The sequence below is a fragment of the Gemella haemolysans ATCC 10379 genome (genome assembly GCF_000173915.1).
Classification (GTDB): Bacteria; Bacillota; Bacilli; order Staphylococcales; family Gemellaceae; genus Gemella; species Gemella haemolysans.
Window position 1 is genome coordinate 71276 of the sequence record NZ_ACDZ02000014.1, and the last position, 21124, is coordinate 92399.

20 protein-coding genes and 1 other RNA gene are annotated in these 21124 nt (G+C 29.8%); 19 read left to right on the top strand and 2 right to left on the bottom strand.

Annotation, left to right across the window (positions count from 1 at the left end; translation table 11 throughout):
* Positions 1–26: 26 nt before the first annotated feature.
* Together GEMHA0001_RS05925 and GEMHA0001_RS05930 are read right to left on the bottom strand one after the other, a co-directional pair.
* Positions 27–854 (bottom strand): acetylxylan esterase, encoded by an 828-nt coding sequence (locus GEMHA0001_RS05925; protein ID WP_003145513.1) that lies wholly within the window; start codon positions 852–854, stop codon positions 27–29.
* A gap of 9 nt (positions 855–863) precedes the next feature.
* On the bottom strand, positions 864–1925 hold the full coding sequence (locus GEMHA0001_RS05930) for an alpha/beta fold hydrolase (protein WP_003145607.1): 1062 nt from the start codon (positions 1923–1925) through the stop codon (positions 864–866).
* Positions 1926–1985: 60 nt separating this feature from the next.
* On the opposite strand from GEMHA0001_RS05930, the gene GEMHA0001_RS05935 reads away from it, so the two are divergent.
* From GEMHA0001_RS05935 to GEMHA0001_RS06020, 19 genes are all read left to right on the top strand, one after another.
* Complete coding sequence (locus GEMHA0001_RS05935; protein WP_003145398.1) at positions 1986–3287, top strand: hemolysin family protein; 1302 nt, start codon at positions 1986–1988, stop codon at positions 3285–3287.
* 216 nt (positions 3288–3503) lie between these two features.
* The gene (gene purR, locus GEMHA0001_RS05940) at positions 3504–4358 is read left to right on the top strand and encodes a pur operon repressor (protein WP_003145500.1); all 855 of its coding nucleotides are present in this window, start codon (positions 3504–3506) and stop codon (positions 4356–4358) included.
* Positions 4351–5733 (top strand): bifunctional UDP-N-acetylglucosamine diphosphorylase/glucosamine-1-phosphate N-acetyltransferase GlmU, encoded by a 1383-nt coding sequence (gene glmU, locus GEMHA0001_RS05945; protein ID WP_003145373.1) that lies wholly within the window; start codon positions 4351–4353, stop codon positions 5731–5733. The genes purR and glmU overlap by 8 nt, the downstream gene beginning before the upstream one ends.
* Positions 5734–6004: 271 nt before the next feature.
* On the top strand, positions 6005–7312 hold the full coding sequence (locus tag GEMHA0001_RS05950; protein WP_003145270.1) for a DRTGG domain-containing protein: 1308 nt from the start codon (positions 6005–6007) through the stop codon (positions 7310–7312).
* Between the two features lie 16 nt (positions 7313–7328).
* A complete protein-coding gene (locus tag GEMHA0001_RS05955) occupies positions 7329–8318 on the top strand; it encodes a DHH family phosphoesterase (protein ID WP_003145181.1) in 990 nt (329 codons plus the stop codon).
* A gap of 357 nt (positions 8319–8675) precedes the next feature.
* Positions 8676–9689 (top strand): methionine ABC transporter ATP-binding protein, encoded by a 1014-nt coding sequence (locus GEMHA0001_RS05960; RefSeq protein WP_003145065.1) that lies wholly within the window; start codon positions 8676–8678, stop codon positions 9687–9689.
* Positions 9689–10351 (top strand): methionine ABC transporter permease, encoded by a 663-nt coding sequence (locus GEMHA0001_RS05965; protein ID WP_003144966.1) that lies wholly within the window; start codon positions 9689–9691, stop codon positions 10349–10351. Before GEMHA0001_RS05960 ends, GEMHA0001_RS05965 begins: the two co-directional genes overlap by 1 nt.
* Before the next feature lie 230 nt (positions 10352–10581).
* The gene (gene ylqF, locus GEMHA0001_RS05970) at positions 10582–11460 is read left to right on the top strand and encodes a ribosome biogenesis GTPase YlqF (RefSeq protein WP_003145642.1); all 879 of its coding nucleotides are present in this window, start codon (positions 10582–10584) and stop codon (positions 11458–11460) included.
* Complete coding sequence (locus GEMHA0001_RS05975; protein ID WP_003145651.1) at positions 11450–12226, top strand: ribonuclease HII; 777 nt, start codon at positions 11450–11452, stop codon at positions 12224–12226. The genes ylqF and GEMHA0001_RS05975 overlap by 11 nt, the downstream gene beginning before the upstream one ends.
* A complete protein-coding gene (locus tag GEMHA0001_RS05980; protein ID WP_003145367.1) occupies positions 12219–14087 on the top strand; it encodes a ribonuclease J in 1869 nt (622 codons plus the stop codon). The genes GEMHA0001_RS05975 and GEMHA0001_RS05980 overlap by 8 nt, the downstream gene beginning before the upstream one ends.
* A 117-nt stretch (positions 14088–14204) precedes the next feature.
* Positions 14205–15413, top strand: a complete 1209-nt coding sequence (locus GEMHA0001_RS05985) for a DNA polymerase IV (RefSeq protein WP_003145413.1) — start codon at positions 14205–14207, stop codon at positions 15411–15413.
* Between the two features lie 13 nt (positions 15414–15426).
* Positions 15427–16107, top strand: a complete 681-nt coding sequence (locus GEMHA0001_RS05990) for a tRNA (adenine(22)-N(1))-methyltransferase (protein WP_003145480.1) — start codon at positions 15427–15429, stop codon at positions 16105–16107.
* 27 nt (positions 16108–16134) lie between these two features.
* Positions 16135–16905, top strand: a complete 771-nt coding sequence (locus GEMHA0001_RS05995) for a threonine/serine exporter family protein (protein ID WP_003145335.1) — start codon at positions 16135–16137, stop codon at positions 16903–16905.
* A gap of 9 nt (positions 16906–16914) precedes the next feature.
* A complete protein-coding gene (locus GEMHA0001_RS06000) occupies positions 16915–17364 on the top strand; it encodes a threonine/serine exporter family protein (protein ID WP_003145410.1) in 450 nt (149 codons plus the stop codon).
* Between the two features lie 46 nt (positions 17365–17410).
* Positions 17411–17671, top strand: coding sequence for a hypothetical protein (locus GEMHA0001_RS06005; RefSeq protein ID WP_003145627.1), 261 nt, complete (start codon positions 17411–17413; stop codon positions 17669–17671).
* Positions 17672–17803: 132 nt separating this feature from the next.
* An RNA gene (gene ffs / locus GEMHA0001_RS08810) (signal recognition particle sRNA large type) lies at positions 17804–18068 on the top strand.
* Positions 18069–18160: 92 nt separating this feature from the next.
* The gene (locus tag GEMHA0001_RS06010) at positions 18161–19513 is read left to right on the top strand and encodes an MATE family efflux transporter (RefSeq protein ID WP_003145700.1); all 1353 of its coding nucleotides are present in this window, start codon (positions 18161–18163) and stop codon (positions 19511–19513) included.
* Positions 19514–19649: 136 nt separating this feature from the next.
* The gene (locus GEMHA0001_RS06015) at positions 19650–20078 is read left to right on the top strand and encodes a DUF1836 domain-containing protein (protein ID WP_003144919.1); all 429 of its coding nucleotides are present in this window, start codon (positions 19650–19652) and stop codon (positions 20076–20078) included.
* Positions 20079–20097: 19 nt separating this feature from the next.
* Positions 20098–20940 (top strand): DegV family protein, encoded by an 843-nt coding sequence (locus GEMHA0001_RS06020; protein ID WP_003145028.1) that lies wholly within the window; start codon positions 20098–20100, stop codon positions 20938–20940.
* Positions 20941–21124 lie beyond the last annotated feature (184 nt).

Here is a 21124-nt window from a genome sequence, read left to right on the forward strand (position 1 = left end):
ATGAGATTTCTCATGTCGATTTATTACTACTTATTAGCAAGTATCTCCAGTATATAATCATCAAAATGATGCTGGAATATTTTTTTATAGTCCAAAAATTTATAATGTTGAATTTCTACATCTTGTAGAGTATCTAAAAGTTTTAGCTGAGTTTTAATTGGAGTTTTAGGATCTAGGTATGAAAGTCCATAATGTACTTTTTGTCTTATAGAATTACTGAAATTTAGTACATCTATTGAATTTAGTGTAGAATATAGATGATCTATCTTATCAGAAAAATCACTTTCAAACTTATAAATATTCTTGAAAAAAGGATATTTTTTATTATTGTTATAGGTATTTACAATATCACAAAGCGAACAGTCTAAGATGAATAGTTCTTTTATGGAATCGTAATAACTAGCACAAACTATGCTAATAGCAGCCCCTTGACCTAGGCCGGTTGCAATTATGTCTTTATTTGGAAATAATTTTTCAACAAGGTGAATGGTATCTAAGCTATCTTGAAATACTAAGTTATAATAAGGTTTTTCGTAATTGCAATCAACGAATGGGAAATGAGAACAAGGGGTTTTATTTTCACTGTTTCCAGCTTGACCTCTGATGTGTAAAGAAACTATTATGTAACCAAGCATACTGTATTTAGCTAAATTTAAGTAGTCTTTGTTTTTTACTTTAAATTCAGGGGAATCAATAATAACCCCTTTAATTTTAGATTTAGGGATAGTTAGATCAAGAACTATTTTTGAATTATCAACTGCTGAAAATTTTATTTTTTTATATTGAACAAAGGGGTGTGGTATATTTAATAATATTTCTTCGTAGTTAAAATTTCTATATTTATCTAATTTCATTTTTTACTCCTATTTTTCTTTTAACAAAAAGTTCACTATTTCATTATTGAAGTTTGGAATATTTTCGTGATAATACTTTTTATATAAGCATAATTTTTTCTGACTTTTGATATTATAATATATTTTTTCTTGGGTTTCTTTAGGACAATCTTCGTCTAGATTTGAAATGCCGAATAACACGTTACACTTTAAAAGTTTAGCGAAATTTAATGTATCAAGGTAGAATAGATTATTTAAGAAAGTATCGGTATTTTGTCCTCTTGTATTAAACCACCTTGCATGATGAGTGAATTCTGAGTATGCATTTTTTCTGTTATCTTTTTCGTAATTATTTTGGAAATCTGCCAAGAATGGATATAGACTTATACATTTCGTTACATTTTTGTTTAGTGCTGAAAATATTATAGAAAATGCTCCTCCTTGGGATGCCCCAAAACTAACAAGCTCTTTTTCATTGACGTCTTCGAAAGAAGATACGATTTTAGTTAAAATAAGAGTGTCTAGAATATTTTTATAAAAAATCATATCTTCTATATTTTCATCAAGACCTACTGTTAGATGTCCAAAAACTGAGGGTGCGGAACTGCCTGAATCTTTACTTTTACCGCCTTGGTTTCTAAAATCTATAGCAACGACATCATATCCTAATGAAGCAAATGATGATTTTTCAAGCCAATTTCTACTAGATGCAGGGTATCCATGAAAATAAAAAAGCACTGGTATATCTTTGTTCGGATATAATTTTCTATACTGTATGTTTTTTATGTATTTTGCATAAATATTAGAATTGTCACAGCTAAAGAAGGATAGATCATAAAATTCTATATTATCAAATTTAGAAAATGAAGTTTTCTTTAGGGTGTATTGGGGGTGAATAGTTTTGATTAATTTAAGTTTTTCTGTCCAAAATTTTTGAAAATTTTCCATGGTGCACCTCGATTTAACGTTTTCATTCATTTTATATACTATCATCCGTAATGGAAAAATTCCAATATTTTGAATTGTAATATTTACTAGTTTTACTAATCTAAAATATCGAAGGATACTATAATGATTGAAAAAAATTTTCATATGTAGTAAAATTATTTATTAATGACTAAAAAATAAGGAAAGAGGTTAAATTAAAACCATATGGATCTCAGTATCTTAATTAAAATATTAATAATTGTATTATTACTTATTGCCTCGGCAATATTTGTAATGTTTGAATTTGCACTTGTTAAACTTAGACCAACAAGGGTAAATGAATTAGTAGAATCAGGAAATAAAACTGCAAAAATATTAGTTACGATGGTAGAACAATTAGATCACTACTTGTCTGCAACGCAGCTAGGCATTACAATTGTTTCTCTTGGATTAGGTTGGATAGGGGAATCTACATTTCATTCTCTATTTAATCCTATTTTTGAATTGTTAAACTTAAACGAAACTGTTACGCATACTATTTCGTTAGTAGTAGCATTTGGATTTATGACTCTTTTACATGTTGTTTTAGGAGAATTAGTTCCTAAAACTATAGCGATTCAATCTGCAGAAAAAACATGTTTGCGAGTAGCTTGGCCAATGTATATGTTCGATAAAGTTATGAGACCACTAGTGTGGTTACTTAATTCATTAGCTAATCTTATAGCGAAAATGTTAGGATTCGAACCTGCTTCTGAACATGATGATATTCACAGTGAACAAGAACTTAGAACGATTATGAAATCTTCAAGACTACACGGTCAAATTAATGATGTAGAGTACCGCTATGTAGAAAGAGTTTTTGAATTCGATAATAAAATTGCTAAAGAGATCATGACACCTAGAACAGAGGTTGAAGCAATTGATATGAGTGATTCTTTAGGAATTATAATGAGACAATTAAAACAAGAAGAATACACAAGATACCCGGTAATTGAAGATGGAGACAAAGATAAAATTCTAGGGATTTTGAATGTTAAGAAATTATTATTTACAGATAAACCTATAGAAACAACGAAAGATTTAGAAGAATACATCGCTCCAGCTATAAAAATCTTTGAGCATACACCTATTTCTCAAGTTTTAGCAACTATTAAACAAAATAGAGAACATATGATTGTTATAACTGATGAATATGGAGGAACTAGTGGTGTAGTTACACTTGAGGATATAGTTGAGGAGATTACTGGAGAAATTCGAGATGAGTTCGATGAAGATGAACAAAGCTTAATTAAAAAGTTAAAAAATGGTCACTATCTAGTCGATGGTTGGGTTCCTATTCAAGATGTGAACGCATTGTTCCATGTACAGCTTCCTCATGAAGAAGTAGATACGATTGGAGCTTATGTGTATTTAGAAAAATATGAAGCTAAAGTCGGGGCTGTTTACTCTATAGATAAATTAACATTTGTAGTTAGAAAAGTAGAGGAAAATCAAATACGAACTTTAGAAGTTTGGAAAGAAAAATAATAGAAATTAGAAGAGATAGAATGAAAATGCTATCTCTTCTTTTTATATATACAGTAATAAATTGTTTGATTAGTTAAAATGAACTTAAAAATCACTGCTATATCTTTACTATTCCGAACAATAATGGTATTATATACATATAATATACGAATAAAATATATTGAATGTATTGTATAATGATTGTGAATTATTATACATACATGTAAGGAGTATGAGATGAAGTTAAAGAGAAGTGAAAGAATAGTAGTTATGACGGAATATTTATTAAATAATCCTAATAAATTAATTCCATTAACATATTTCGTTTCAAAATTCAATCAAGCTAAGTCTTCTATTAGTGAAGATATACACATAATAAAAAATGGTTTTAAAGAAGAAAATATTGGAGAAGTTAAAACGCTAGCAGGAGTAAGTGGAGGTGTTTTATTTACACCAACGTTAGTAGAAGAAGATGCTAGAGAAATTCTTAATGGTTTTCTTGATAAAATTAATGATGGAAATCGTTTATTAGCTGGTGGATATATTTTTATGTCTGATATAATAGGAAATCCTAGTTTAATGAACAAGCTAGGACGAGTGGTTGCTACAGTTTATAAGAATAAAGAAATAGATGCTGTAGTTACAGTAGCAACAAAAGGGATTCCTGTTGCTTATGCTATAGCTTCAATACTGAATAAACCTGTAATTATTATTAGAAGAGACAATAAAGTTACTGAAGGAACTACTGTTGCAATAAACTATGTTTCAGGTTCAACTAAGAAAATAGAAACGATGATTTTATCTAAGCGAAGTTTAAATACAGGATCAAAAGTACTATTAGTGGATGATTTCATGCGTGGAGGAGGAGTCCTAACAGGTATGGAAAGTCTAATGAGTGAATTTGATGTTGATGTTGTTGGGAAAGTAATAATCACACAATGTTTTGATTCGCCAAGAGAACATGAAGATGATTATTTATACTTATCAAAAATTGAAAATATCGATGAATTTAATGGGACATTTGATGTTAAACTAGGGAATGTTATAGAAAAATTACGCCAAGTAGAAAAAGAGGATATTGAAAATGAGTAATAATAGATATGCAGTTATATTAGCGGCTGGAAAAGGAACTAGAATGCAGTCGAAGTTATATAAGGTACTACACAAAGTTTGTGATAGAACTATGGTTGAATTAGTTCTAGATAGCCTTAGTGATCTAGAAATGAAAGAAGTGATTACTGTAGTTGGTCATGGAGCAGAGAGAGTTAAAGAAGTCTTAGGGGATAGAACTAAGTTTGTTCTACAAGCAGAACAATTAGGTACAGCCCATGCTGTTAAAGTTGCTAAAGATGAACTAAAAGATAAAGAAGGTACGACTATAGTAATGTATGGAGATACTCCACTAATTCGTCCTGAAACTATCAATAGTATGCTAGATCACCACGAGAATACAAATGCTAAAGCAACTGTATTAACAGCAATAGCCGACGATCCATTTGCATATGGTCGTATAATTCGTGATGTTAACGGGAAATTAGTAAAGATTGTTGAAGAAAAAGACGCAACAGAACAAGAGAAAAAAATCAAAGAAATTAACTCTGGAATTTATTGTTTTGATAATAAACTATTATTTGAAATGCTAGAAAAAGTTAAAAATGATAACAACCAAGGGGAATATTATTTACCAGATGTACTTGCTTTAATTCGTGAACAAAAAGAAATAATCGAAACATATCTATGTGATGATTTTGATGAAACTTTTGGAGTGAACGATAGAGTAGCTTTAGCTTATGCAGAAAGTGTTATGAGAAATAGAATTAATACTAAACATATGCTTGCTGGAGTTACATTAGTAGATCCTACTAATACGTACATTGCCCCAAATGCAATTATTGGTCGAGATACAACAATTTACCCGAATGTTACTATTAAATCTAATACGGTAATTGGAGAAGATTGTCAAATTAAACCAAACTCATATTTAGAAAATGCAAAAATAGGAAATGGAGTAAAAGTATTATCTTCAACTATCAGTGATTCGAAAATTGGAGATTTTACTAGTGTAGGTCCATATGCGCATATAAGAAACAATTGTGACTTAGGTGAGTCTGTTAGAATTGGAAACTTTGTAGAATTAAAAAATACTACATATGGAAATGGATCTAAAACGGCACATCTGAGTTATCTTGGAGACACAGAAGTAGGTAATAATACAAATATTGGATGTGGGACAATCACAGTTAACTACGATGGTAAAAATAAATACAAAACAAAAATTGGAAGTGACGCATTTATAGGATGTAATTCTAATTTAATAGCTCCATTAGAAATCGGAGATGGTGCAGTAGTTGCAGCTGGAACGACAGTTACAGAAAATGCCCCAGATGATACATTAGTAATAGCTCGAGTAAAACAAGAAAATAAAATGGGTTATGCTAAGAAGATGCCAGCAGGTAGAAAATCGTAAAATATTATAGTTGAATATTTATTTGATTGTTATAGTAAAAAAAACTGAAATAAACTGTATTAGTTAAATAATAGAGAAAATTTCAACGTGTTTTAACTATAAGAATATTGAGTAAAAATTTTTAATGAATTGATGAAAGATAAGGGAAATAACTTATCTTTCATATTTTTTTATCTTGAAATAGTTTTATAAAAAGTATATAATTACATATGAGTATAATGTGTTATAAATGCATATTTGTATTATAATAAAAATATAAGGAGGAAAAATCATGAAATCAAAACACCAGAAAATATTAGAATATATTAAGAGTCTTCCTATTGGAAGTAAAATATCAGTTCGTCAAGTAGCTAAAGAATTAAAAGTTAGTGAAGGGACAGCTTATCGAGCGATAAAAGAATCGGAAAATCGTGGTTTTGTTTCTTCTATTGAACGTGTCGGTACGGTAAGAATTCAGAAGAAAGAACGAGATAATGTAGAAAAATTATCTTATTCTGAAATTGTAAACATTGTAAGCGGACAATTAATTGCAGGACGTGGAGGAGTACATGAAATAGTGCAAGATTTTGCAATTGGTGCAATGGACTCTGAGCAAGTTGGTCAACATATAAGAAAAGGTACATTATTAATAATTGGAAATCGTCCAAAAATTATAGAAATGTCACTTGAAAAAGGATGTGCTATCTTAGTAACAGGAGGATATGTTCCAAATGATTCAATTAGAGCATTAGCAGATAGTAAGAATCTACCATTGATAATTACACCTCATGATACTTTCTCTGTTACTCACTTAATTAATAGGGTAACTAACGACCAAATAATCAAACGAGATATAATAACAGTTGAAAGTATTTATATAAAAGTTGAAAAACTGTATACTATTAATTTAAATGATACTGTTCAAGATTGGTATAAACTTCAATTAAAAGCTGGACATACTAGATATCCGGTTGTAAACGAATATGGTAAATTAGTTGGTATAGTTACAGCACGTGATGTATTTTTACAAGAAAAAGATGCATTAATTAAAGAAGTTATGGAGAGAAAAGTTGAAACTACGACTTTAGAGACTCCTATATCTTCAGTAGCTAATACTATGTTATCTGAAGGTTATGAACTTATTCCTGTAATTGATTCTAAGAATACGTTACTAGGGGTTGTAACTAGAAAAATTGTTATAAACTCTTTATTAACTAATAATAGATTCCAAGATGGAAATAATAATGATACATTTGATGAAATAATGCGTAAAGGTATAGTTCCAAGAGCGGATGGACTTCAGGTCAAAGTTATTCCTCAAATGCTAGATCAGTTTGGTACATTTTCAAGTTCGGCTTTACTAAGCATTATAGATGAATCTATTCATATCACAAGCTATAACTATAACAGAAGTGAAGTTCTAATGCAGAATACAACGCTTTACTTCTTAAAATCTGTGCCATTAGATAGAACTATAACTACGAAGGTAAATATCTTGGATATTGGTAGAAAAACTGCTAAATTTGATGTAGAAGTTTATGATAAAACAGAATTAGTTGCCAAAGCTATGGTAACATGTCAAGTATTCCAAAGAAATTAAAGAAAGAAGAAATTAAATGGATATATACGGAAATTTATATGAGGAAATTTTCCAAAAAATAAAAGAAAATGATAAGATAATTATTCATAGACATGAAAGACCTGATCCAGATGCTTATGGTTCACAAGGGGCAATGTACCAACTTATTAAAGAAAATTTTCCAGAAAAAACAGTTATAACAGTAGGTAAAGATTCACCATCACTAGAATTTCTGTTTAAAAATTCAGAAGTAATTGAAGAAGATTATAAAGATGCTTTGGTGATAGTAACTGATACTGCAAACTTTCCTAGAATAGACGGAAAACTATTTACTAAAAATAACTTTCTTATAAAAATAGATCATCACCCACCATTAGATAATTATGGAGGAATTAATCTGGTTAATACTGATGTTTCATCTTGTAGTGAATTAATATATAATTTTTATGAGTATTTAAATAAAAATTATGGTATTAAATTAAATGATGAAGCTGCTAAATTATTATACCTTGGTATAGTTGGAGATACTGGAAGATTTTTATTCCCGAATACTTCTAACGACACGCTAAGAGTTGCTTCAGAATTAATAAAGTATGATTTTAATATGAGTGCATTATTAGATAAGATGGAGATAATTAGTGAAAATATTATGCGTTTTAGAGCATTTATTTTTGAAAATTATGATGTTTATCAAGATGGAGTTGCATATCTAAAAATTACAAAAGAAGATATGGATAAATATGGAGTAGATCCTGGTGAAGTTTCAACAGGGGTCAACTTACTTAGAAGTCTTAAAGATTTATATGCATGGTGTTTTGCTATTGATGAAGGGAACAAGGTACGAGTGCGTATTCGCTCTAAAGGGCCTGTAATCAATACTCTTGCTGAAAAGTATGCAGGTGGGGGTCATCCGTTAGCGAGTGGGGCAACGGTGAAAAACTGGGAAGAATTAGATGATTTACTAGATGATATGGCTCGAGTAGTAGCAGAATATCTTAGAGAAAATAATATTAAAATAGAAAATTAGATAATTATTTTCAGAATATTCTATAGAATGTTTTCAAAAATCACACTTGACACCAGAAAAATATAATGGTATACTTATTAGAAATTAATAGTAACCAATACTCGTATAAGTAATAGATGGAATATTTTAAGAGAGTGCCGTTAGCTGAGAAGGTATATTATAAAATCTATGAAAATGGTTCGAGTGGTTAATAAGGTAAACATAAAATGTAAACTTTGTTCGGCGATCCACGTTATAGGATAGACTATGTTAGTAGTTGCAATAAGTAAAATATAAGGTGGTACCGCGTAAAACGCCCTTATTCTGAAATTCAGAGTAAGGGTGTTTTTTATTTTCAAAAAGAGAAAGGAGATAGACATGATTGAATTAAAAAAAGTTAATAAGATATATAATAATAAAGTTCATGCTCTAAAAGATATTAATTTAAAAGTTGAAAAAGGTGATATTTATGGAATAATCGGTTATTCTGGAGCTGGTAAAAGTACGTTAGTAAGGCTGTTAAACGGACTTGAAGTAGCGACAGATGGTGAGGTTATTATCGATGGTGATGACTTCAACAAAATAACTGAAGAACAACGTCGTTTAAAACGACAAAGAATAGGGATGATTTTCCAACATTTTAACCTATTATGGAGTAGAACTGTTGCAGAAAATATTGCATTCCCATTAGAAATTCTAGGGAAATCTAAAACTGAAATAAAAGAAAGAGTAGAAGAATTAGCTAAATTAGTAGGTTTAGAAGACAGATTACATGCTTATCCATCTCAACTTTCAGGTGGTCAAAAACAAAGGGTAGGTATTGCTCGTGCGCTAGCTGGTAATCCTTCAATCTTACTTTGTGATGAGGCTACAAGTGCTCTTGACCCAGAGACAACTGCGGAAGTTTTAAATTTAATTAAAGAAATTCATAGTAAAACTAATATTACAGTTGTTCTTATTACTCACGAAATGAACGTTATTAAGACGATTTGTACAAAGGTTGCTGTTATAGATGGTGGAACAATTGCAGAAGATGGATTAGTTTCAGAAGTATTCTATCACCCAACTCAAGAAGTTACTAAGAAATTCTTAGCTCAAACATCATTCGCTTCAGAGTTTGAAGAAAGAGAAAATATTGAAGAGTGGAAAAAAATATTCACTGAAGGAGTTATTATTAAATTTACATTTGATAATAATACATCGAAAAAACCAATTCTTAGTACTTTAGTACGAGAAATTGATTTTGACTTTACAATAATTAATGGACATATTGATAAAACTGCGGATGCTAATATTGGTACACTGTTTGTTCAATTAATTGGAACTAAAGAAAATACAGATAAGGCGATATCTAGATTAAATGAACTAGGTATTTTAACGGAGGTGTTATAATGTTTGATTTTTCAAGAGTTAATTGGGAAAAAGTACAAGATAAAACAATTGAAACACTTATTATGACTTTTGAGTCACTTATTGCAGTGTTTTTAGTTGGTCTGTTTTTAGGGTTATTATTATATTTAACATCTAATAGTAAGAGTGCATTTGGACGTGGATTTTATGCTGTTGTTACTGCAATAGTTAATATTTTCCGTGCGATTCCATTTATTATCTTAATTGTATTATTAATTCCGTTTACTAAGTTTTTAATTGGTACAATTATTGGTGTTCAAGCTGCTATTCCTGCACTTATTATTTCAGCAGCACCATTCTACGCTCGTTTAGTAGAAATTGGTCTTCGTGAAGTAGATAAAGGTGTAATTGAAGCAGCTCGTGCAATGGGAGCTAAAAATTCGACTATTATCTTAAAAGTTTTAATACCAGAGAGTTTACCAGCAATAATTTCAGGATTAACTGTTACAGCAATTGCTTTAGTAGGATCAACAGCTATGGCAGGTGTTATTGGAGCTGGAGGACTAGGTAACTTAGCATACTTAGACGGATTCCAGCGTAACAACAATACTTTAACATTTGTTGCAACGGTATTAATCTTAATAATCGTATTCGCTGTACAAATACTTGGTGATACAATTGTTAAAAAAGTTGATAAAAGATAAATATGAAGAACAAGGTAGCATAGCTATCTTGTTTTTTTGTTATTTTTTAAAAAAATTTTAAACAAATAATGAACGATTTTATAAATTATTATGGATGGAAATTATAAAATATTAATGTTTTACGAATAATTGACACCAAAATAGGTTAAAAAAACTTGAAAATGTGGTAAAATAATAAAGACTGTTTAAAACAAGGAACTTATAAAATAAAAAGATAAGGAGTTAAATTTATGGTTATTCAATGGTTTCCAGGTCACATGGCCAAGGCAACAAGAGAAGTTAAAGAGAAGCTAAAACTAGTAGATATAGTCTTTGAGTTAGTTGATGCACGTTGCCCACTTTCTTCACATAATATGTACTTAGATGAAGTTGTTAAAGATAAGAAGAAAATAATTATATTTAATAAGATTGATCTATGTGATAGAGCTGAGACAGCAAAGTGGAAAAGTTATTTTGAAAATAAAGGATATACAGTAGTTTATACTGATGCAAAAAATAGTAATAACTTGAATAAAGTAATTGATAAAGCTAAAGAAGAACTAGCAGAAAAAATTGCACGTCAAGTAGCTAAAGGAATTAAACCAAGAGCAATTAGATCTATGGTAATAGGTGTTCCAAACGTTGGGAAATCTACATTTATTAATAAACTTATTAAGAAAAATGTAGCTAATACAGCCAATAAACCTGGTGTTACGAAAAAACAACAATGGTTAAAATTAAATAAAGATATAGAATTATTAGATACACCAGGGATTCTTATGCCTAAGTTCGATAATCAAGAAATTGGTAAAAAATTAAGTTTGATTGGTTCTATAAAGGATGATATTACACCACTTGATGATGTAAGTTTATATTTAATAGAATTATTAAAATATAATTATTTAGAGAATTTAAATAATCTTTATAAAATAAACGTGACAAGTGAAGATGAAAATGTATTTATTATGGAAAAAGTAGCTGAAAAGAGATTTAAAAAAATCGGTGGAGATTATGATTATGATTCAACTATAAAGCTATTAATCCAAGATTTTAGAACACAAAAATTTGGACTTATTACACTAGATAATTATAGTGATTTATTAGAAAATGAGGAACATGATGAAAATTAGTGAGGTAAAAGAACTCTTAAACCAAGATAATATTTCCGAAGAAATACTAAATGAGTTAAAAAAAGATGAGAGAAGCGGAGTTCAGAAATTACTTATAAGCTATGCTAAAAAGCAAGAAAAAAAACTTTTTTATAAAAAAGAGTATGAAAAAAAATCATTTTACGAAAATAAATGTTATAATAATGGATGTAAGTATATTTGCGGAATAGATGAAGTAGGAAGAGGACCGCTTGCTGGACCGGTAGTTGCTGCAGCGGTAATTTTAAAGAAAGATAACTATTTCGAAGGATTAAATGACTCAAAAAAATTATCAGAGAAAAAACGTGAAGAGTTATATGAACAGATAAGAAAAGAAGCTGTGGCATATGCAATTTGTGAAGTAGATAATATTGAGATAGAAAAATATAATATTTATAATGCTGCACGTATTGCTATGCAAAGAGCGGTGGAGAAATTGGAAGTAAAGCCGGATTTCTTACTTATAGATGCTATGCCATTTGAAAATTATCCGATTCCTAACTTTAGTATGGTTAAGGGTGATGAGAAGAGTGTGTCTATAGCAGCTGCTTCAGTAATAGCAAAAGTATATCGTGATAATTTAATGAAAGAATATGCAAAAAAATATCCACATTATGATTTTGAGAATAATGCAGGGTATGGAACAAAAAAACATTTAGAAGGTTTAAAAGAACATGGGGTAACACCAATCCATAGAAGAGATTTTGAACCTATAAAATCGATGATACAAGGAGGAAAACATGAGTAATAATAGTGGTATTAGTATTTCTAAAAATTTACAAAAAAATAATAATAGTAAAAAAAATAATACTCAAATAAAGAAGAAAAATAATAGTCGCTCTAATAATAAAAATAAAATAGTAGCAAAAGAACAAACTAATAGTTCAAAACAAGTCGTTAAGAAGATTAATAATGTAAATAAGGATAAATCTCAAGCAAATAAATCTAAGAAATTAGCGAAAATTCGTATTACTCCATTAGGAGGTGTGGAAGAAGTAGCGAAAAACATGTATATGGTTGAAATTGGGGATGAGATTTTTGTTCTTGATGCAGGGTTAATGTTCCCAGAAACAGAAATGATCGGTATTGACGCTGTTATACCTGATATAAGTTACTTAGTACGTAATAAACAAAAGATTAAAGGGATTTTCTTATCTAATGGGCACGTAAGTTCTATGGGGGCTGTACCCTATATTATAGATAAATTAAAATGCCCAGTTTATGGTTCTAAATTAACAATCGATTTATTAAAGAATCATCTTAAACAACTAGGTATTAAAAGAAGAATCAAGTTTTATTATGTAAAAGATAATAATAAGTATGACTTTAATAATGCTAGTGTTACATTCTTTAAGACTACATATTCAATGCCAGATTCTTTAGGTATTTGTATTGAGACAAGTCAAGGGAATATTGTTTATACTGGTGAATTTAAATTTGACCAATCAGTAAGTAAAGAATATAAATCTGATATTGTGAAGATTAGTACATTAGGTCAAAAAGGTGTTCTAGCTTTATTAAGTGATTCAAGTAATGCTAATGTTAAAGGTTATAACGTTCCTGAAAATGAAGCAGCAGAACAAATTGATAATGCATTTTATCAAGCTAATAAGCGTATTATTGTAACTTGTTATGCTTCTAACTTCTTAACAATTTCACATATTGTAAGAGCAGCATTGGCTCAAAATAGAAAAATTTTACTTCTAGGACAAGCTATTAAAGCATCAATTAATACTGCTAGAAATATGAATTATTTACAAATCGAAGATAGTAACTTAATTTCAGTAGAAGAATTAAAAGATTATCCTCAAAATGAAGTATGTATCCTTTCTTCGGGTGATCAAGGGGAACCAATAGAGGCTATGAAGAATATTGCTGAGAAAAAAATTGATGGAATTCAAATTGAATCTGGTGATACAATCATGATCGCTGCTACTCCTTCACCAAATATGGAAGTAATGTTATTCCAAACTCTAAACTTATTAGTTAAACTTGGAGCAAACGTAGTAACAGCTTCTAAACGTCTTCACGCAGCTAGCCATGCAACAAAAGAAGAGTTGAAGATGATGTTAAACATGCTTATGCCAAAACACTTTATTCCAGTTCAAGGAGAATTTAGAAATCTTCGTAAACATGCTGAAATCGCAGGTGAAACTGGTGTTGCTGCTGAAAACATACATATTCTATCTAAAGGAACAACTTTAGAATTAAGCGGAAATAAATCTAAGACATTACAAAACAATGTTCCAGTAGGTAATATGCTAGTCGATGGACGTGGTATTGGTGACGTTGAGGATAGTGTGTTAAAAGACAGAAAACTTTTATCAAATGATGGTATTTTTGTAGCTTCTTATGCTATTAGCAGAAAAGAGAAAACTTTAGTTGGAAGACCAGTAATTCAAACAAAAGGATTCGTCTATGTTAAGAAGAGTATGGAGTTAATCAAAGAAGCGGAAGAAAGAGTAATCGAATATTTGGAGAATAATCCAATTAAGAGTATTAGAGAATGTGCAGCCGTGAAAGCTGAAATAAGAAGTATGCTTTCAAGTTTACTATACGATAATACTAAGAGAAAACCAATAATAATAATTAACTTTTCATTAATTTAGTAATGAAATATAACGGGAAATCGGAATAGGGAATAGCTCAAAAGACTTTTATTTAAAGGTTGTTTTGAGTTGCTCCTTATTGTTCCCGTTTTTAGTCTATTTAAAAGGGGTGAAAAAATGTCAAAAGTTATTGCTCATATCGATATGAATTGCTTTTATGCAAGTGTTGAAGAAAAATATAATCCTGAGTTAAAAGGTAAACCATTAGCAATTGCAGGTGAAGTAAAAACTAGACATGGAATAATAGTAACCTCTAACTATGAGGCTAGAGAGTTAGGAATTAAGACAACAATGCGAGTTGGAGATGCTAGGAAGATATATCCCAATATAAAAATTCTTCGTCCGGATATGCCTAAATATCAACAAGAATCTAAGTTGATTTTTGATTTAGTGCGTGAATATACAGACAAAATTGAGATAGTTTCTGTTGATGAAGCATATATTGACTTAAGCGATTTTTCAGAACCTATAAAAGTTATAGCCACAATTCAAAGAAGAATATATAAACAATTAGGTATGCCTTCATCAGTGGGTGTTTCTTTTAATAAATTTTTCGCAAAGATGGGATCAAATTTAAAAAAACCTTTAGGATTTTCGATTATTAATAAGAAAAACTATAAAGATATACTATGGAATCTGGATATAGGAGAGATGCATGGATGTGGAAATGCTTCTACAAAGAAGCTAAAAAAAATTGGAATAAACACAATTGGTGATATAGCTGTAGCAAATGAAGTGATTTTACATAGTCTTCTTGGTGTTCAAGGGTTGAGGCTTAAGAATAAGGCTAATGGTGAAGGTAATTCCGAACTGAAATATACTGTTGATAGAAAATCTATTGGTAATTCAAAAACATTTACCAATGATTTAATAGATGAAGATGATATTTTAAAAGAAATTAAAAAATTAAGTGAAAAGGTTAGTTCTAGAGTAAAATCACGTAGCTATGTAGGAAATAATATTTCAATAATGGTGAGATTTAGCGATTTTAAGACGATTACTAGATCTAAAAAGATTCCGGAATTTATTTGTGATACTAATGATATTTTTAATTATGCATGGGAATTACTACTTGAGCACTATGATTTTACCAAAGGTATTAGATTACTAGGAGTTTCATTAAATGAAATAAAAAAAGTAAAAGGATTAAAGGTTCAGCTTGATATTTTTGATAAAAAAGATTATAAAGAAGAAGAGAAACTTAGAAAACTTTCTAAGAAATTAAAAGCAGAGTTCGGTAATACAATAATAACCGATTTTGAAAATTTTGATAAAAAAAATAAATCGATTATAACGACAAGTTTTAGCAAAGATTTTTTAGATTAGTAAAGGAGATAGAATGTTAGCAATTAATAAGAGATTACAATTAGTGGCTGAATATGTAGAAAATAGAAGATTAGCTGATATTGGAAGTGATCATGCATATTTACCAATTTATTTAGCTAAAAATAATAAAATTGATTATGCTGTAGCAGGAGAAATCGTTGATGGACCACATAGAGTTTCTATAAAAAATGTTAGAGAAGAAGGTTTAGTTGGAACTATTGATTGTCGTAAAGCTGCAGGTTTGGATGCTATTGAGTTAAGTGATAATATTGAAGTAATAACAATTTGTGGTATGGGCGGAAAGCTAATAGCAGATATACTAGAAAAAGGTAAAGAAAAATTAGCGAATAAACCAAATTTAGTACTTCAGCCAAATGTTGGAGAAAATTTTGTTAGAGAAAAATTACAAGAATTAGGTTATGAGATAACAGCAGAAAATATTATAGAAGAAGATGGTCATATATATGAGATTATAGTTGCAAAACCTGGTGTTATGAAGTTATCTGAAGATGAAGTTAATTTTGGTAAGTATTTATTAGTAGAAAAAAATGAATTATTTGTAAAAAAACAAAAACAAGAACTTTCAAAAATTGAATATATTTTAAATCAATTAGAAAAAGCAAATGAAGTTCAAGAGAATAAGGTTGTTGAATTTAGAAGTAGATATGCAAAAATATTAGAAGTTATTTCTTAATATTTTGATTTAGAAGGAGGGGAAGGGATGTTACAATCTCTACAGGATGAAAGAGAAGCTAAAAAGTTATTAAATTTTAGTGTGAAGATAGCGAAGAGTATGTTATCTTATGGTGCAGAGGTTTATAGAGTTGAAGATACAGTGAATAGAATATATAAATCATTCGATAATATTAAGGCAGCCAATAGTTTAGTTACGTATAATTTTGTTATTGTGTCTTTTATATACAATGATAATACATATACAGCGATGCGTAGGGTTGTCTTAGGAGATCGTGATTTAGAGAAGATTGCACTTCTAAACGATATATCTAGAAAAATGGTAATGGGTGGTTGTACGCTAGATTATGCGTTTAAAAAAATGAAAGAGATAAAAGCGAAAAAAAGATACTCAACTACTTCGGTTATAGTTGCTTTAACTTTATCTGCTCCATTTTTTGCGATAATGTTTGGAGGAACCTTTAAGGATATTCTGTTTGCATTTTTAATAATGGCTATACAGGCTACGTTTATTACTCTTACTTCAAAATATAAACTGACATTATTTGTAAGTAATTTCTTGGGAGCATTTATTGCAACAGTATTAGTAATGTTATTAAATAAGATTTTCTTAATACATAATCCATTTAGTATTATTATTATGAGTTTGATGCCTCTTGTTCCTGGAGTTCAGGTCACAAATGCTGTTCGTGATTTTATGGCTGGGGACTATCTGTCTGGAATGATAGGAATACAAGCAGCAATCTTTGTATCTACAGCTATTGCGCTTGGTGTTGTTATGGGATTAAAATTGGTGTAAGGAGAAACTATGGAAAATAATATTTTTATACAATTTATAGCTGGCTTTGTGGTTAGTGCATCTTTTAGTATTTTCTTTAATGCACCTAAGAAATCCATATTTACTTGTGGGGGAATTGGTGCCATCGGTTGGTTGGTCCATGTAGTAACTAATTTGCTATTAGTAGATGTTGTCGTAAGTAGTTTTCTTGGAGCAGTTTGTGTAGGTGTTCTTTCTACAAATGCATCTAGGATTTTAAAACTACCAGCAACTATATTTATTTATACAGGTATGGTACCTTTAGTTCCAGGTTACGGTATGTATAATACTATGCAAAATATAGTAACAAAGAATTATGGAATAGCCTCTCAAGTTGGTATTGAAACTATTCTGCAAGCAGGAGCAATTGCTATGGGGATATTACTTGCATCAGTATTTTCAACTTCAATTCAGAGAGTAAAATTACAAAGAAAACGATAAAAGTGATATAATATAGTTAGTGAATTACAAAGGAGATTAGTAGATAATGGAATATATTTTATATTTTGCAGAAAGCTGTCCGGATACAGCGCCGTTTAAAGAAAAATTATCAGAATTAGGGGTTGCATATAAAGAAGTAGAAGTAATGACTTCATTAAGAAATTTTAAGGAATTTCTATATGTTAGAGATACATATTCGCAGTTCGATGGAATAAGAGGTAATATGAAAATCGGTATCCCTTGTTTAGTTGTTAATGAAACTGAATGTATCTTAGAACTTAATGAATTAGATAAATTAAAAAAATAAATTAATAGTAAACTCCAAATTAGGGAAAATGATATTTATAAAATCAATTAATACTTTTCTAATCTGGAGTTTATTTTGATTTAAAATATAATTTATTCCTTGCTTTTTATTTTTAAATTTGATATAATTAAAAAATGCTAGGTGGGGAGTTAGCGGTGCCCTGTACTTGCAATCCGCTTTAGCAAGACCGAATACCGAGATGCGGGTAGAATAGGGAATGTCGAGTTTAACACGTAATGTTGAGACTAAGGCACCTTACGACGCAATACTTATGAACCATGTCAGGTCCGGAAGGAAGCAGCATTAAGTAAGTCTATTGTGGGTGTGAGTTTTTGTCGAGGTTGAGTTGTCGATTAGACTAACGGTTTTTTAATCTATTCAAGTCTCGGTTGCATATAGTATAAATCGATGATATCTAAAAGTAAATTCGCTTTTGGATTTTTTTTTGTGTTTTGAAAAAATAAAATTATGTAAATTATAGGAGGGGTTATGTATCAAGGAAAAAACTTTTCTGAACGTGCAAGTATTTTTATTAAATTGCTATTGCCAGTTTTAGTTTATCAAGTAATTTCATATTCATCTGGTATGATTGGAACGTTTATGGCGGGACATTATAGTCCTACAGATTTAGCAGGTGTAAGTATGGGCGTTAACATTTGGAATCCAGTTATGTATACTTTAAATGCAATCGTTTTAGCATTAATTCCAATAGTTTCACAATTAATCGGAAAAAATAAAGAAGAAGAGATTCCTACAGTTGTTAGACAATTTCTGTACATAGCTGTTATTATCAGTGTTGTCTTAATTATTGGACTAAATATTTTAGCAACACCAATAGTAGATCGATTAGGTATGGATAGTAATATTGCAAAAATAACTAAGAACTATCTGTTTTATGAAAGTTTTGGAGTACTATCTATCTTCTTATATGTAGTTTTACGTTCGTTTATTGATAGTTTAGGATTAACAAGATTATCGATGATAATGATGATAGTATCTGTACCTGTGAATGTATTCTTTGCTTATAGTTTCATTTTTGGGAAATTTGGTATGCCTGAGCTTGGTGGTGCAGGAAATGCAGTAGCTGTTTCAGTGACGTATACAGTACTATTTTTTATAGCATTATTTATAGTATTAACAAATCCTAAAGTTAATAAGTATAAAATACTTGAAAAAGAAAAGGTGAAATTTGAAAAATGGGGAGAAATTTTTAAACTAGGAATTCCTATAGCCATAGCTACAGCACTTGAGACGGTTGTCTTTTCAACGTTATCGTTAATGGTTTCACGTTTTGATACGACAATCATTGCTTCCCATCAGGCTGCGTTAAATTTTTCTGGATTTTTATATACTTTACCAGTTAGTGTTGCAAATACTGCAACAATTATAATAGCATTTCATGTAGGAGCAAAAGATTATAAATTGGCGACTGAGTATACAAAATTAACGGTAATAATGGGGATGATACTTTCGAGTATAGCAGGATTAATCGTCTTGTTATTTGATACGAAAATTCCGTATTTATATACTAATGATAGTGGGGTAATCACATTAACAGCAGAGTTATTATTATTTGCAATTGGTTTTGCTATTTGTGATTCATTTGCCTCAGCATTAGCCGGAGTCCTACGTGGATATAAAAAAGTAGTACCAATATGTGTTGTAATGTTTATAGGGTATTATTTAGTAGGAATCCCTACAGCATACTACTTTGTATTTAAGCAAGAGATTGGTATAGAAGGTCTGTGGACAGGATGGATAATTGGGCTAGCTGTTTATGCCTTAGGTGTATTATTCTATTATCTATATATGAGAAGAGGAATTAGTAAAAAATTAAATTAGCTAAATAATAAAAGATTTTGTAGTAAATGTAAGTACTACAAAATCTTTTTTATTTTCATTTGTATAATTGCTTGACTAAAATTCTGGAAAACTATATAATGTGATTATCAAAACTAGATAAAAAGGAGATGAAAATTTGAACAAAGTATATCCAAAATGGTCTGAATTACCAAATCTTGACTTATATTTAGATCAAGTGTTATTATACGTAAATCAATTAGATAGCTCCTCAATTGTAGATGATGATAAAGGTTTAACATCCGCAATGATAAATAATTATGTTAAAAATGGTCATCTGGATAAACCGATTAAGAAAAAATATAATCGAAAACAATTAGCGAGATTAATAGTTATCACATGCTTAAAAAATGTATTTTCAATTCAAGAAATTAGCAAGACAATAAATAGTCTGACTTCAGAAGTTAGTTCCGAAGAAATGTACGATAACTTTGTTATGTGTATGAATGAAGAAAAGAGAGATGGATTAGCAGACGTAATAGTAGCAGCTTGTGACACTGTAAGATTATATAAAAGAACACATGATTTAGTAGAAAAATTAAAATAAATGTACTTGGAGGTAAATGATGGAGTGGAAGATTGTAGTTGATACTGCATGCGATTTTAGAGAAATTCCTAATAAAGCTGAGAATGTTACTTATGAGAGAGTCCCATTTTCATTGCAAATAGAGGATAAGGTATATGTAGATACTTTAGATTTAGATATTGATGAAATGATGAGAGAGATGTATGCTAGTTCAGAAGCAGCAAGATCAGCTTGCCCAAGTCCAGAGGCATATTTATCAGCATGTAGAGGTGCGGAAAATGTAATAGTTTTAACTTTAACTGGTGGAATGTCAGGAAGTTATAATAGTGCAGTAATTGGCGAAAAAATGTTAAAAGAAGAAAATGAGAATGTCAATATTCATATTGTAAATACTCTTTCAGCAGGAGGGCAAATTGACTTATTTCTTCTTAAGATAAATGAACTAATTAAAGAAGGATTATCTTTCGATGAAGTAGTCTCAAAAGTGAAGGAGTATCAAAAAAATACAAAGCTTATTTTTTCTTTAGAGAAAGTAGATAATTTAGTAAAAAATGGACGTTTGTCTAAGCTTGCCGCAGCGGTTGTAGGATTATTAAATATGCGTATGGTAGGAGAGGCAAGTAATGAAGGAACTCTACACTTACTGCATAAAGTTCGCGGTGAGAAAAAAGCTATTTCAACAGTAGTTGATGAGATGATTAAAGCCGGATATAAAGGTGGAAGAGCCGTAATAACTCATAGAAATAATGAAAATATATGTAAAAAAATAGAAGAAAAATTAAAAGAAAAATTCTCTGATATAGAATTTATAACCGTACCTACTTCTGGAATTTGTAGTTTCTATGGAGAAGAAGGCGGAATGCTTTTGGGATATGAAATATAGAATATATATATATTTAAATAAAATAATAAAAAAGGAAAAGTGATTACTCTGCGTAAAACACCTTTCCTTTTTTTATTGAATTTAACTAACTCTGTTTAGCTCTTTTTTTACTTCTGCGCAGCTTCCCAATTAAAAATCCAGTCCCTTGACCACAAAGGCTGAAGAATATATATCCTAAACCGTA